Source organism: Vreelandella glaciei, assembly GCF_013415125.1.
Lineage (GTDB): Bacteria > Pseudomonadota > Gammaproteobacteria > Pseudomonadales > Halomonadaceae > Vreelandella > Vreelandella glaciei.
This window is the reverse complement of the sequence record NZ_JACCDE010000013.1, coordinates 49962-63279: the sequence shown is the minus strand read 5'-3', so window position 1 is coordinate 63279 and position 13318 is coordinate 49962. Positions and strand designations below refer to the sequence as shown.

The window sequence follows — 13318 nt, the reverse complement described above, 5'->3', positions numbered from 1 at the left end:
AATAGGTCTGATGACCTTAAGCAGTTATTAAGATCAGTTTTTAAATACAATTTTTTAAAAACAGTATTTTGACGATAGTATTTTGAAGATAGTTTTAGAAAGCAGTCTCGAAAGTCAGCGAATTAGCGCTTTGCGCGAGGATGCCCGTAGTTCATGGCAGGCCAAATTCCACAGCGTTTTATTGATGATCTGTTAGGCCGCGTTGATGTGGTCGAGGTGGTCGGTGAGCGTGTGCAGCTTAAAAAAGCCGGCCGTAACTACTCCGGGCTATGTCCCTTTCATCAAGAGAAGACCCCGTCGTTCACCGTCAGCGCGGATAAGCAGTTTTATCACTGCTTTGGCTGCGGCGCTAATGGGAATGCACTACGCTTCTTGATGGAGTACGACAAGCTGCCGTTTCCCGAAGCGGTAGAGCAGTTGGCCGGGCGCTTGGGTATTGAGGTGCCTCGCGAAGGTGCTGACGACCCACGTGCCCAGCAACGCGAAAAGAAGCGCAAAGAGGGCGTTAACCTGCTCGAACTCGCCGCCAGTTTTTATCGCGAGCGATTAAAGATGCAGGAGGGCCAGTCTGCCCAACGCTATTTGTCGGGTCGTGGGCTCACGGACGAGGTGATCAAGACCTATGGCATTGGCTATGCCCCGAGTGGTTGGGAGGCGCTAAAGCAGCATCTCAGCGAACGCGGTATTGGTGAGCCGGTGCAGGTAGAGTATGGCCTGCTGATTCATCGTGAAGATACCGGGCGTACTTATGACCGCTTTCGGGATCGGGTCATGTTTCCGATTCGTGATCTGCGTGGTCGTACGATTGCGTTCGGCGGCAGGGTAATGGGGGATGATCAGCCCAAATACCTCAACTCGCCGGAAACACCCGTGTTCCACAAAGGCCGTGAGCTTTACGGCCTGTATGAAGCGCGCCAAGCCTCTAGCAAGCTTGAGCAGCTTGTTATGGTCGAAGGCTATATGGATGTGGTGGCGCTGGCGCAATTCGGTATTCATAACGCCGTGGCGACGCTGGGCACCGCTACCACGGAAGACCATTTGACCCGCCTGTTTCGACTGGTGAGTCGCGTAGTATTCTGTTTTGACGGTGACCGTGCGGGAAGGCAGGCGGCTAGCCGGGCGTTGGAAACAGCGTTGCCGCAAATGATTGATGGCCGTGAAGCGCGTTTTCTGTTTCTGCCTGAAGGTGATGATCCGGATACCCTGGTGCGCCGTGAAGGCACCCAGGCGTTTCAGGATCGCGTCACCTGTGCCATGCCGCTGTCGGAGTTTCTGTTCGAGCAGGCGGCCCAAGGGCGCGACTTGAATACCGTGGAAGGGCGCGAACGATTTGCCAGTCAGGTGCTTGAAGCATTGAACAAAGTACCTGATGGCATGCTCAAATCACTACTGCTTGAGTCTTTGGCACAGCGTAGTGGGTTGGCACAAGAGCAGTTGAAAGTACTGCTCGAAAAGCGTGCCCAAGTGTCGCAGCACCACGCTTCGCAGAGACAGGCGGAGCAGGTAGAGCCCGATTCGGCGTCATCAGCGATGCAGGGTGCGGTATTGGCAGCGCCAGCCCACTCATCGCGCTCACGTTCCCAGGCGCTCTCCCCGGTTGGGCGTATCGTGCAGCTGTTGCTGCATGAGCCCAATTTGGTGACTTCGCTCCCGGATCATTTGGAGTGGCTACCGGAAGATGATGACGCACCGCTATGCAGAGAACTGATCGCACTGCTAAAGGCGGGGCGCTACCGCAGCCCGCAAGTAGTGTTGGCGCATTTTCAAGGCAGTCAGCAGGGGCAGGCATTGGCGGTCTTTGCTAAGCGCGAGCTGTTGATTCCCAAGGCAGATAGGGAAGCAGAGCTGAATGGCTGGGTGGAACATCTGCAGCATGTTCAACGTCAGCGTTCTCCTCAAGAGGAGTACACGGCGTTGCTGGCGCAGGAGCGCGCCGGGCAAAAGTTAGATAAGGAGCAGCGCCAGCGTTTGGCAAGCTTGGTAATGGAGCTTGCTCAGCGTCAATGAGGCGGTGTCTTGGGCGATGGGGGGTTGAATTCCTAGCGTTTCAGCACCAGATATAGGCTCAGCTACCGAGCGCTGGCCTAACCGAACAAACTAACACACCTGAATTACCGCGCAAATACGTCGAGCTGGAAAATTTCCTGCTTTTTACGCTATACTGTACGGCTTGTTGAGTTTAATCGATTCAGCGCTCCAGGTGTTTCATTCTTCTTCGTCGAGATAGGGTTTCTATGGCTGGAAATGCGCAGCAGCAGTCGCGTCTGAAGGAGTTGATCGCTCGAGGCAAGGAACAGGGCTACCTGACCTATGCCGAGGTCAACGACCATCTACCCGAGGATATCGCCGACCCGGATCAAGTGGAAGACATCATTGGCATGATCAACGACATGGGTATAAGTGTCGCTGAAGAAGCGCCAGATGAAGACACTTTGATGATGTCGGATCAGTCCACGGACGAGTCCGCTGCGGAAGAGGCCGTAGCGGCCCTTGCCGCCGTGGAAAGCGATGTAGGCCGCACCACTGACCCCGTACGCATGTATATGCGTGAAATGGGCACGGTTGAGCTTTTGACCCGTGAGGGCGAAATTGAAATCGCCAAACGGATCGAAGAGGGCACCCGTGAAGTGATGTCGTCTCTGGCCTATTTGCCGGGAGCCGTCGCGTCTATTCTGGACGCCTATGACGCCACCCAGGATGAAGAAGCGCCGGGGCGTCTTTCGGATCTGTTTTCTGGTTTCATTGATCCCGATGAGGGCATCCCCGGCGTTGCCGAAGCAGAGGTGCCGGAGCCGGAGCCCGAGTCCGAACTTGAAGATGACGTGGAAGGCGACGGCGATGATGAGGACGAAGACTCCACGGCCAGCGAGGGCGGCCCGGATCCCGAAGAAGCGCGTGCGCGTTTTGAGCAGATTCGCGAGCAGAAAGCCTTAGTCGAAGCGGCGTTTGCCAAGCATGGCCGAGGTAGTGCCGAGCTGAAGGCCGAGCAGGCTCGCTTGGCGGTGCTTTTCTCGCCCATCAAGCTGGTACCTAAGCACTTTGAGCGCCTCGTCGGCCAAGTGCGTATCAGCGTTGAGCAAGTGCGCGCCCAGGAAAAAGCGGTGATGCAGCTGTGCGTGAAGAAAGCCAAGGTGCCGCGTAAAACCTTTATCAAGTCGTTCCCTGGCAACGAATCGCGTAAAACGTGGCTGGATGATTTCCAGGCAGCGCAGAGCAAGTACGCTGACCGTCTTGAGCCGCTGCGCGCCGATATCGCCCGTGCCCAGCGTAAGATCGCCTTTGAAGAGGACATGGTGCAACTCTCGGTTGCCGACCTTAAAGAGGTGAATCGCAAGCTCTCGATTGGTGAGGCGAAAGCTCGTCGTGCCAAGAAAGAGATGGTTGAGGCTAACTTGCGTTTGGTTATCTCGATTGCCAAGAAGTACACCAACCGCGGTCTGCAGTTCCTGGATCTCATTCAGGAAGGCAACATCGGCTTGATGAAAGCGGTCGATAAGTTCGAATACCGCCGTGGTTACAAGTTCTCGACCTATGCCACTTGGTGGATTCGTCAGGCAATCACCCGCTCCATCGCGGATCAGGCGCGCACCATTCGTATTCCGGTGCACATGATTGAGACGATCAACAAGCTCAATCGCGTATCACGCCAGATGCTCCAGGAAATGGGCCGTGAGCCGACCCCGGAAGAGCTCGGCGAGCGCTTGGAAATGCCGGAAGATAAAGTACGCAAGGTGCTCAAAATCGCCAAAGAGCCGATCTCCATGGAGACGCCGATTGGTGACGATGATGATTCACACCTGGGCGACTTTATCGAAGATGGCACCATGTTGCTGCCGATCGATATGGCCACCGGTGAAGGTCTTATCGAAGCGACGCGTAACGTGTTAGGCGGCTTGACCGCTCGCGAAGCGAAAGTGCTGCGTATGCGCTTCGGTATTGATATGAATACCGACCATACGCTGGAAGAGGTGGGCAAGCAGTTTGACGTGACACGTGAGCGAATTCGTCAGATTGAAGCCAAAGCGCTGCGTAAGCTGCGCCACCCCAGCCGCTCTGAACCGCTGCGTTCGTTCCTCGACGAATAAATGCCGTGAAAAGGTAAGCGGTGAATAGCAAGCAGTAGCCGCTAAGATCAAAAAGCCCGCCGTTCATTGAACGGCGGGCTTTTTCGTGGTGGTGATCGGTACCTAGCTTAAGTGGATAGCTACCGAGCTTTATAAATGCGGCGCGTCAATAGTAGTAGCTCTAAGGTGGCGATCAAAATTAAGCTGTAACCGAGTAGCTCAACCACTTCCTCTGCGACACTCTTAAAGGTTCCAGAGTAGCTGTCTTCAAGAATGGCTTGCCAGAATTCCTGTCGCCCATAGAGGCGCGAAAAGATATAAGTAGTCAGCACGCCTGCCGTAAACAAACCGAAAGCGAAGGTGTTGCTATAATGGGTAAACTCCGCAAGAAAGCGTTGGCGCTGCTTCACCACCCAAAAGAGTGTCGGGAGAATAATCAGCGCCACCAGTACCTTCCAGGTGTTTTCAGCCACATAGTTATCTAAAAAGTGATCCTGTTCGCGCACTAAAGAGGCGGCCACAAACGCTAGTAGCAGTAGGGTGACGGTGGGCCAGACTTTAAGCACTTGGCGAATATAAATCAGCATTGCACAGCAGGTGGCAAGCACCAGTGTTTGCGTAAACTCGGTAAAGCCCAGCTCAGAAAACCGTACTGAAGGGAGATAGAGTGCTTCTAAATAGGCACCTTGGGCAATCGCGCCGATAAATAACACGTACAGCACTGCACGCACTAAAATGGTTTGAAACCCTATTGGCCAGGGAGGGGGAGAAGACATACCAACATCCTTTGTGGTAAGCAGCGTCGCAATTCGCATATATTAACATGCAAGGGTGAATGTTCATTATATCGTCACACTTGTATGTTCGCACGTCGATATTGCGGTTAATCACGCGATGTTTGGTCATCGTCCCTGCAAAGTGTCTATTAGACAGGCAATAACAACGTTTTGAGGCGTCATCGGCATGGCTATTAGTGTGTTTGATCTTTTTCGTATCGGCATCGGTCCTTCAAGTTCCCACACGGTGGGGCCGATGCGCGCTGCTCGTGACTTTGCCTTGGCGCTGGGTGATACAACCATCACTCGGCTGGTGGTAAGGCTGCATGGTTCATTGGCCGCCACTGGGGTGGGGCACGGTACCGATCAAGCGGTGATCATGGGGTTGATGGGAGAGGCACCCGAAAGCATCGATCCCGACACTATTGCATCGCGATTAAAACAACTTGATGAGGGTGAACCACTGTTGCTTGTCAATGGCCAGCCAATCGCCTTTGAGGTTGGCAGCGATGTGGAGTGGGATGAAACCTGCCTGCCGTTTCATCCTAATGCCATGGTGTTGAGCGCTTACTGCCATAACACACTGGTGGCGACGAACACATATTACTCACTAGGCGGCGGCTTCTATGTTGATCAAGCCAAAGCGGATCAAGGCGAACTGGGCGAGGACAGCACGCCGCTGGCATATCCCTTCAATACGGCGGCCGAGCTGCTCGCGCTATGTCAGCAGCATCAGCTGCGCATTAGCCAACTGATGCTTGAAAATGAAAAAGCCTGGCGCAGCGAAGCGACCATTCGTGAGGAGCTGCTGACCATTTGGCACGCCATGAGCGACAGCATCGAGAATGGCCTGCGCGCCACTGGCCATTTGCCGGGTGGTTTAAATGTGCGCCGTCGTGCGCAGTTGCTCCATCAGCAGTTGCTTCATCCACCGGCTAATCAGCGCCTGATTGTGTCGAGTTTTACCGTCATGGATTGGGTCAACGTATTCGCGCTGGCGGTAAATGAAGAGAACGCCGCCGGGCGGCGGATGGTCACTGCGCCAACCAACGGTGCAGCGGGTATTGTGCCCGCCGTATTGGCGTACTACTTGAAGTTTGAACCCGACGCTAGCGAAGCCGATGTGGTGGATTTTCTGCTAACCGCCGGCGCAGTAGGCATTTTATGCAAAAAGAACGCCTCCATTTCCGGTGCGGAGGTGGGTTGCCAGGGCGAAGTAGGCTCCGCCTGCGCCATGGCAGCCGCAGGACTCGCCGAGGTGCTAGGCGGCTCGCCGGGCCAGGTGGAGAACGCCGCTGAGATTGGTTTAGAGCATAACTTAGGTTTGACCTGCGACCCGGTCGGTGGGCTCGTTCAAGTGCCTTGCATCGAGCGCAATGCGATTGCCTCCGTCAAAGCTATTAATGCCGCGCGTATGGCGATGCACGGCGATGGCGAGCACTTTATATCGCTGGATAAAGTGATCCGCACCATGCGCGATACGGGACGCGATATGCAGGATAAGTATAAAGAAACATCCAAGGGCGGGCTCGCTGTCAATGCCATTGAGTGCTAATCAGAAGCTTCTTCACTAAGCGGGTTTTGGGGCAGCACGCTGTTAATATTGGTAACAAGATAGTCGACCAGCTGTCGGATTTTAGGTGACAAGTGGCGGTGGCGGGGGTAAACAGCCCAAACGGCGGTATCGTGGTGCTGAAAAGGCTCAAGCACGGTCACTAGCTCACCGCTTGCCAGATAGGGAGCCACGTAATAATCAGGCAACTGCGCCAAGCCCAGCCCTTTGCGAGCAGCATCTAGCAGTGCTGGGCCAGAGTTGCCTGTCCAGCACCCCTCGACACGCACTTCGCGGCGTTGGCCGTTGACTTCAAACAGCCAGTTGGGTCGTGAGCCAATCAAGCAGCGGTGCTGGTTAAGCTCGGCCAAGGTGTGGGGGCGCGGCGCTTGGCGAAAATAGCGTTGAGAGCCAACGATATACTCGCGGCGGTCGCATAGTCGCCTGGCGATCAAGCTGGAATCTTTCAATACCCCCATCCGAATGGCAATATCGTAGCCTTCTTCAATCAGTTCTACCGGTCGATTAGTGAAGTGCATGTGCACATCCAACTGAGGATGCAAACACTGAAAGTCGTTAACCAGTGGGGCGATAAAGCGCTCGCCGAAGGTAGTAGCCGAGGTCAGTTTAAGCAGCCCATTGGGTTTGGCCTGGAGCTCGCTCAGTGCCTGCTCGGCATCGCGCAGCCCATCAAAGAGATGGCGGCAGTGCTCGACGTAGGTAGCGCCCGCGTCGGTCAAACGGATCTGGCGGGTGGTGCGATACAGCAACTGTACACCCAACTGGTTTTCAAGCTGGCTGACCAAGCGGCTGATATGAGAGGTGGACACTTTCAAGTGGCGGGCTGCGGCAGAAAATGTGCCTAAACGCACTACTTCGACAAACGCTTCGATACGGCTCCAGTGCTGCATGTTGAAATTCCTTAGGTCGATAGCGATTGTTGCTGAGCGACAATAATCTTATGAGTGTATCCCGCTTTATCTACTGCGCCTAGCTGGCCTACACTGCTAGCATCGTTAGTGTATCCAGGGAGTGTATAGCTTATGTCTAAATCCTTTTCTCAGTGGTCGCGCGGTGCACTGGCTGTCGCTATTAGTGCAGGCTGGGCCATTAGCGCTCAGGCAGAGCTACCTACACAGCAGCCGGAGCAGGCACCGGGTTGGTTTCGTATGATGGTCGGGCAGTATGAGGTGACCGCTTTATATGATGGTCATACCGCTATTGATACCTCGTTGCTAAAAGGCATGGAGCAAGACGAGATTCTTCGCCACCTGGATGCGCTATTTATTGATGCGGAAAACGGCATGCAAACGGCGGTCAATGCTTTTCTTATTCACACGGGTGAGAACTTAGTGCTGGTCGATGCTGGGTCTGCCGCCTGCTTTGGCCCCTCGCTTGGCCAGGTAGAGAGCAACCTACGCGCATCAGGTTACTCGCCAGAAGACGTCGACACGGTGTTGATGACCCATTTACACCCGGATCATGTGTGCGGTTTAGCCAACGAGCATGGCGAAGCGGTATACCCCAACGCTGAGCTACGAGCGAGTCAAGCCGATGCTGATTTTTGGCTGGATGAGGAGCGTGCGGCTGCGGCACCTGAAGCCAATCAACCCTTCTTTACCATGGCTCAAGAGGCAATAGCGCCATACCAGGAAGCGGGTCGCTTTAATCCCTTCACGGCAGGTGATGAGGTGTTGATGGGTATCGTCGCACAAGACACTCATGGGCATACCGTGGGTCACTCAAGCTTTATGCTTAATAGCGATGATGGCGCCATGCTGGTATGGGGTGACGTGGTGCACAGCTACGGCGTTCAATTTGCCGACCCTACTGTGGCTATTGAGTTTGATTCTGACCCTGAGCAGGCCATTCGCACTCGAGAAGAAGTGCTCGAAAGTGCCGTTGCAGATAAGCACTGGATCGCCGGTGCCCATATGCCTTTCCCCGGCATTGGTCATATCGTAGAAGATAAAGAAGGCTATCGCTGGCTACCGATTGAGTTTGGCCCGGTGGCAGCTGACGAGTAACGCATTCGTAAGAGTGGTTGAAGTAACGAACATTGAGGAGCCGAAATGAAGTCACGCGCAGCTGTTGCACTAGAGGCGGGTAAGCCGCTCGAATTAGTTGAGATTGATGTTGAAGGCCCAAAAGCGGGCGAAGTGCTGGTTAAAATGGCCGCTACGAGCGTTTGTCACACTGATGCCTACACGCTTTCTGGAGCTGACCCGGAAGGTAATTTCCCCGCAGTATTGGGTCACGAAGGCGCAGGCGTCGTTCAGGAAGTAGGCGAGGGCGTCACCAGCCTTAAGCCGGGCGACCATGTGATTCCGCTCTATACCGCCGAGTGCGGTAAGTGTAAGTTCTGTTTGTCGGGTAAAACCAACCTGTGCGGCAGCGTGCGCGCTACCCAGGGTAAAGGGGTCATGCCTGACGGGACCTCGCGGTTCTCCCTAGACGGTAAGATGCTTCACCACTATATGGGCACCTCTACGTTCAGTGAGTACACAGTGTTGCCCGAAGTCTCCCTGGCGGTGGTATCTAAAGAAGCGCCCATGGATAAAATCTGCCTGTTGGGCTGCGGTGTGACTACTGGCATTGGCGCGGTGCTTAATACCGCCAAAGTAGAGCCGGGCGCTACCGTAGCGGTGTTTGGCCTTGGTGCGATTGGTCTTGCTGTTATTCAGGGTGCTGTGATGGCCAAAGCGGGACGAATTATTGCCATCGACGTTAATGCTGATAAGTTTGAGCTGGCCAAGCAGTTTGGCGCCACCGATTTTGTGAACCCGAAAGAGTATTCAGACCCGATCCAACAAGTCATTGTCGATATGACCGATGGTGGCGTTGACTACTCCTTCGAGTGTATCGGTAACGTTAACGTGATGCGTTCGGCGCTGGAGTGCTGCCATAAAGGCTGGGGCGAATCGATCGTGATTGGTGTCGCTGGGGCCGGTGAAGAGATTTCGACACGGCCGTTTCAACTGGTCACCGGGCGTGTATGGAAAGGATCCGCCTTTGGTGGCGTCAAAGGGCGCAGCGAGTTACCGGGTTACGTTGATCGTTATATGAACGGGGAGATCAATATCGACGACTTCATCACCCACGATATGCCGTTTGAGAAAATCAACGAAGCGTTTGATTTACTGCATGCAGGTAAGAGCATTCGTACCGTACTGCATTACTGAGTATCATTGCTGAAGCTGATAGCTAGCACGTTTAAAACGCGGCGGGGAGACCTGCCGCGTTTGCTGCATTTAAAGGAACCTGCCCATGAGCATGAGTGAAACTTTAGAACTGGTGTCTGCTAACCGTAGTTTTGGTGGCTGGCATAAGCGCTACCGCCATTACTCCCGTGCGCTGGATTGCGACATGGTCTTCGCCGTTTACTTGCCACCCCAGGCGGAAAACGAGCGCGTACCGCTGCTGTGGTGGCTCTCGGGGCTAACCTGCAATGACGAAAACTTTATGCAGAAAGCGGGCGCTCACCGTATTGCCGCCGAATTGGGTGTGGCGATTGTCTGCCCTGACACCAGCCCCAGAGGCACGGATTTGCCTGGCGAGCACGAAAGCTTTGATCTAGGTTCCGGGGCTGGGTTCTATGTCAACGCGACTGAGGAGCCTTGGAAGTCTCACTATCGCATGTACGACTATGTGATAGAGGAGCTGCCTTCGGTGGTACGCCAGCACTTCCCGGTGAATGGTCGTGAATCCATTAGCGGCCATTCGATGGGTGGGCATGGCGCCTTGATTCTGGCACTGCGCCATCCAGGTCGTTTCCGCTCAGTATCGGCCTTTTCACCGGTGGTGAATCCAATGAACTGCCCCTGGGGGCAGCAAGCCTTTACCGCTTATCTAGGTGAAGACCAATCACGCTGGCGCCAGTATGACGCCTGTGAATTGGTGGCTAATGGCGCATCACGTCAGCGACTGTTTATCGACCAGGGCGAAGCGGATCAGTTCTTAGAAGAGCAGCTGCAGCCAGAGCGTTTGGAAGCCGTTTGTGAGGAGCACGATCATCCGTTAACACTGCGCCGTCAGCCGGGCTACGATCACAGTTACTTCTTCATTGCCTCGTTCATTGAGGATCATCTGCGCTATCATGCAGACCACCTCATGAAGCGTTAAGGATAACTGGATGCTCAATCGTTCGCTGCGCCGTTTTATGCGTCTGCTATGGCGGATTGTATGGCGCGGCGTATTAGCGTTTGTGCTGCTATCAGTCGCGCTGGTACTGCTTTTTCGCGTTGTTCCTCCACCGGGTTCGATGGTGATGGTTGAGCGCAAAATACAGAGCTGGATCCATAGTGAGCCGATTCGACTACAGCGCGAGTGGCGCGGTTGGGATTCTCTCTCTGACAACGCCAAACTGGCAGTGATTGCCGCAGAGGATCAGCGCTTTCCACACCACAGTGGGTTTGATCTTGTCGAATTACGCCGCGCGTTGCAGGCCAGTCGGGACGGCGGAAGGCTACGGGGTGCCAGCACCCTGAGCCAGCAAACGGCGAAAAACGTGTTTCTATGGACCGGCCGAAGCTGGACGCGCAAGGGACTAGAGGCGTGGTTTACGTTGCTGATTGAGATACTCTGGAGTAAGCAACGTATCCTTGAGGTTTATCTCAATGTTGCTGAGTGGGATCGCGGCGTGTTTGGGTTGGAGGCAGCGGCTAAGCACTATTTTGGCGCCTCTTCCCATTCGCTTACCGAGCGCCAAGCCAGCTTGTTGGCCGCTATTTTACCCAGCCCGCTAACGCGTAGCGCCGCAAGGCCCGATGCTCAGGTTGAGCGGCGCAGCCAATGGATACGCCAGCAGATGCGTAACTTAGGCGGAGCTGATTACCTGCAACAACTATAGTTTAGGATGCTGATATAAAAGCATTTATAAACGATTTGGTCATGGTCTTTACTCACATGACCTAATCGTATTTGGCGCGGTCAATTTCCGCCAATGCCTCTAAATTTGGGTAGAAAGTTGATAGAAAGTTTTTCTTGCATACCTAGTTCACTGGCTAGCTCTATAGCTTTGATACGGCACGCTTGATCAAAGCGGTACATCAAATCCTTTGTCACTTGCTCAAGTATTGAAAAGGCAGATTCACCATTGGGTCCGCGTACTAACGCTTCGTAGTAAATAATTTTTCGCTGACTAACATCGACGATTGGTTGAAATGCCATCGTAAATGTAAAAGGTACCGGTGAATCGCAATGGTTACAGTGTCCGTTCACCCTGGCACAGTGGTGTTGTGCTGACATGTTTATCCAAACCCTGGTCTACAAAACCTTGTTATCGTTTAGTCGTCCCATGGGCGGATTTTCGAATCACCATCACTACCCCAGTGATGGCAATCACCATTCCCGCAAGCCCCAGTAGGGGTAGCCGTTCGTCAAACAGCCACCACGCCTGAAGCGCCGTGACAGGTGGCACAAGATAAAAAAGACTCGCTACCCGCGAGGCTTCCCCCTTTTTAATCAAGGCCATAAGTAACAGGATAGCGGCAATTGAGAGAATCAACACCAGCCAGGCAAGGGTTAGTATAAAAGTACTACTCCATTCCACTTGGCGTGTCTCAAATAGCAGTGCGCCACTCCCCAGTAGGCCACCTGCCGCCAAGTATTGAATAACCGCCCCAGAAAGCAGCGGCATACTGGTGCAATATCTTTTCTGATAAAGCGTACCCAACGAAATGCCCATTAAAGCGGCAGTGACGCACAGTAAAGCGCTAATGCCGAAGCCATCAAAGAGGGATTCACCAATCTCTAGCTTACTGCCGAGGACTAAGCAGATTCCGATTAAACCCAGGCTTAACCCCACCCATTGAAGCCGTGTCAGCTTTTCCCCTAATAGTGGTCCGGCAAAGGCGGCGGTTAAAAGCGGCTGAAGACCGACAAGCAGCGCCGCTAGCCCGGCCGGCATGCCTAAGTAAATGCCATAGAAGACGCCACCCAAGTAGGCACCGTGGACTAGAAAACCCGATATGGCGATATGTGACCATAACCTAGGCGATGATGGCCAAGGAATACGCATTAAAAGTGCCAACGGGATTAACAGCAGTAAGGTCAGCACGAAGCGTATGAACAAAAATGTGAAGGGTTCAGCATAAGGCAGGCCAAATTTGGCGCCAATAAAGCCTGTGCTCCAGAGAAGAACAAAAATAGCGGGCATAGCCGCCAAGCCCGCAGAAGAGAGGTCGTTGTATTTTAAGCTTTTGAATTTACTGGTCATTATTATTCCGTGGTGGCGTGTTTAAATCATCTTTTTGATACGTATAGTTCTTTTTGTTACTAACTTTTACATAATAAATTGAACCTGCTCGAAAACAGCGCGTCACACTGGGCACATACATAACGCAATATTGAGGTTTATTATTATGCAACGTATGACTGCTCTGTTCTCTGCTGCCCTGCTCGCTACTGGTCTAATGACGGCTACTGCTCATGCCCAACAAGAGCAAGGCTCGGCACAAGATCCAATGGCAACCCAGCAAGCAGCACCTGCCCAGGATTTTTCTGACGATCAGCTCCAGCAGTTCGCCGATGCTTCTCAAGAAATTGCGGTTATTTCTCAAGAATATACCCAACGTCTGCAGGAAGCGGAAGATGAATCAGCGCAGCAGGAAGTGCGCACTGAAGCTAATGACCGCATGATCGAAGTGGTCGAAGACAGCGGTTTAGATGTTGATACCTTCAATGCAATTGGTCAATCTATTCAGCAAGACCCAGAAATGATGCAGCGTGTTCAGGAAATGGCTAGCCAATCCTAAGCTTAGCGTTTGATATTGGCTGATAGTGTTTTGGATGTAGCTAGTTTAGTAAATTAATTAGCCATTTAACTATCAGTTTGGCTTCGGCCACCAAAGCCCGGTGCAATATGCATCGGGCTTTTTATTGCTTGTCTCTTTTGCAGGTCTCTTTTTCTTAACCCCTCTCGGCAT

At 53.4% G+C, this 13318-nt stretch carries 12 protein-coding genes; 8 read left to right on the top strand and 4 right to left on the bottom strand.

From position 1 onward, the window contains the following. The first annotated feature begins 153 nt into the window (after positions 1-153). Both dnaG and rpoD read left to right on the top strand, forming a co-directional pair. Positions 154-2007, top strand: a complete 1854-nt coding sequence (gene dnaG, locus HZS80_RS10355) for a DNA primase (RefSeq protein WP_179916038.1) — start codon at positions 154-156, stop codon at positions 2005-2007. 227 nt (positions 2008-2234) lie between these two features. Then, positions 2235-4085 (top strand): RNA polymerase sigma factor RpoD, encoded by a 1851-nt coding sequence (gene rpoD / locus HZS80_RS10350; RefSeq protein ID WP_035558896.1) that lies wholly within the window; start codon positions 2235-2237, stop codon positions 4083-4085. Between the two features lie 119 nt (positions 4086-4204). Here rpoD and HZS80_RS10345 read toward each other — a convergent pair whose 3' ends face one another. Next, positions 4205-4840, bottom strand: a complete 636-nt coding sequence (locus tag HZS80_RS10345; RefSeq protein ID WP_035558893.1) for a hypothetical protein — start codon at positions 4838-4840, stop codon at positions 4205-4207. 187 nt (positions 4841-5027) lie between these two features. On the opposite strand from HZS80_RS10345, the gene HZS80_RS10340 reads away from it, so the two are divergent. Next, positions 5028-6395 carry an L-serine ammonia-lyase gene (locus tag HZS80_RS10340; protein WP_179916037.1) on the top strand — a complete coding sequence of 456 codons (1368 nt, stop codon included), beginning with the start codon at positions 5028-5030 and terminating at the stop codon, positions 6393-6395. Here the strand turns inward: HZS80_RS10340 and HZS80_RS10335 are convergent. Beyond that, the gene (locus HZS80_RS10335; protein ID WP_035558887.1) at positions 6392-7303 is read right to left on the bottom strand and encodes a LysR family transcriptional regulator; all 912 of its coding nucleotides are present in this window, start codon (positions 7301-7303) and stop codon (positions 6392-6394) included. The two genes, HZS80_RS10340 and HZS80_RS10335, sit on opposite strands and share 4 nt — an antisense overlap. A gap of 132 nt (positions 7304-7435) precedes the next feature. Here HZS80_RS10335 and HZS80_RS10330 point away from each other — a divergent pair, with 132 nt between their 5' ends. The 4 genes from HZS80_RS10330 to mtgA all read left to right on the top strand — a co-directional run bounded on the left by HZS80_RS10330 (position 7436) and on the right by mtgA (position 11241). Next, a complete protein-coding gene (locus tag HZS80_RS10330) occupies positions 7436-8419 on the top strand; it encodes an MBL fold metallo-hydrolase (protein WP_179916036.1) in 984 nt (327 codons plus the stop codon). 45 nt (positions 8420-8464) lie between these two features. Beyond that, positions 8465-9574: an S-(hydroxymethyl)glutathione dehydrogenase/class III alcohol dehydrogenase gene (locus HZS80_RS10325; RefSeq protein WP_035558881.1), complete on the top strand. Its 1110-nt coding sequence runs from the start codon at positions 8465-8467 to the stop codon at positions 9572-9574. A gap of 85 nt (positions 9575-9659) precedes the next feature. Further along, positions 9660-10514 carry an S-formylglutathione hydrolase gene (fghA, locus tag HZS80_RS10320; RefSeq protein WP_179916035.1) on the top strand — a complete coding sequence of 285 codons (855 nt, stop codon included), beginning with the start codon at positions 9660-9662 and terminating at the stop codon, positions 10512-10514. 10 nt (positions 10515-10524) lie between these two features. After that, a complete protein-coding gene (gene mtgA, locus HZS80_RS10315) occupies positions 10525-11241 on the top strand; it encodes a monofunctional biosynthetic peptidoglycan transglycosylase (RefSeq protein ID WP_035558874.1) in 717 nt (238 codons plus the stop codon). Between the two features lie 80 nt (positions 11242-11321). On the opposite strand, the gene HZS80_RS10310 is transcribed toward mtgA, so the two are convergent. Together HZS80_RS10310 and HZS80_RS10305 are read right to left on the bottom strand one after the other, a co-directional pair. Beyond that, the gene (locus HZS80_RS10310) at positions 11322-11639 is read right to left on the bottom strand and encodes an EAL domain-containing protein (RefSeq protein ID WP_479694279.1); all 318 of its coding nucleotides are present in this window, start codon (positions 11637-11639) and stop codon (positions 11322-11324) included. Positions 11640-11670: 31 nt separating this feature from the next. Further along, entirely contained in the window at positions 11671-12609 is a 939-nt protein-coding gene (locus tag HZS80_RS10305; RefSeq protein WP_179916034.1) for a DMT family transporter, read from the bottom strand. 145 nt (positions 12610-12754) lie between these two features. On the opposite strand from HZS80_RS10305, the gene HZS80_RS10300 reads away from it, so the two are divergent. After that, complete coding sequence (locus HZS80_RS10300; protein ID WP_035558867.1) at positions 12755-13147, top strand: DUF4168 domain-containing protein; 393 nt, start codon at positions 12755-12757, stop codon at positions 13145-13147. Positions 13148-13318: the final 171 nt, after the last annotated feature.

What these genes read in the sequence shown, in the direction of transcription:
- mtgA (WP_035558874.1), top strand. Translation starts at nt 10,525, where the DNA reads ATGCTCAATCGTTCGCTGCGCCGTTTTATGCGTCTGCTATGGCGGATT.
- HZS80_RS10310 (WP_479694279.1), bottom strand. Translation starts at nt 11,639, where the DNA reads ATGTCAGCACAACACCACTGTGCCAGGGTGAACGGACACTGTAACCAT.
- rpoD (WP_035558896.1), top strand. Translation starts at nt 2,235, where the DNA reads ATGGCTGGAAATGCGCAGCAGCAGTCGCGTCTGAAGGAGTTGATCGCT.
- HZS80_RS10305 (WP_179916034.1), bottom strand. Translation starts at nt 12,609, where the DNA reads ATGACCAGTAAATTCAAAAGCTTAAAATACAACGACCTCTCTTCTGCG.
- HZS80_RS10330 (WP_179916036.1), top strand. Translation starts at nt 7,436, where the DNA reads ATGTCTAAATCCTTTTCTCAGTGGTCGCGCGGTGCACTGGCTGTCGCT.
- HZS80_RS10300 (WP_035558867.1), top strand. Translation starts at nt 12,755, where the DNA reads ATGCAACGTATGACTGCTCTGTTCTCTGCTGCCCTGCTCGCTACTGGT.
- HZS80_RS10340 (WP_179916037.1), top strand. Translation starts at nt 5,028, where the DNA reads ATGGCTATTAGTGTGTTTGATCTTTTTCGTATCGGCATCGGTCCTTCA.
- HZS80_RS10335 (WP_035558887.1), bottom strand. Translation starts at nt 7,303, where the DNA reads ATGCAGCACTGGAGCCGTATCGAAGCGTTTGTCGAAGTAGTGCGTTTA.
- dnaG (WP_179916038.1), top strand. Translation starts at nt 154, where the DNA reads ATGGCAGGCCAAATTCCACAGCGTTTTATTGATGATCTGTTAGGCCGC.
- HZS80_RS10345 (WP_035558893.1), bottom strand. Translation starts at nt 4,840, where the DNA reads ATGTCTTCTCCCCCTCCCTGGCCAATAGGGTTTCAAACCATTTTAGTG.
- fghA (WP_179916035.1), top strand. Translation starts at nt 9,660, where the DNA reads ATGAGCATGAGTGAAACTTTAGAACTGGTGTCTGCTAACCGTAGTTTT.
- HZS80_RS10325 (WP_035558881.1), top strand. Translation starts at nt 8,465, where the DNA reads ATGAAGTCACGCGCAGCTGTTGCACTAGAGGCGGGTAAGCCGCTCGAA.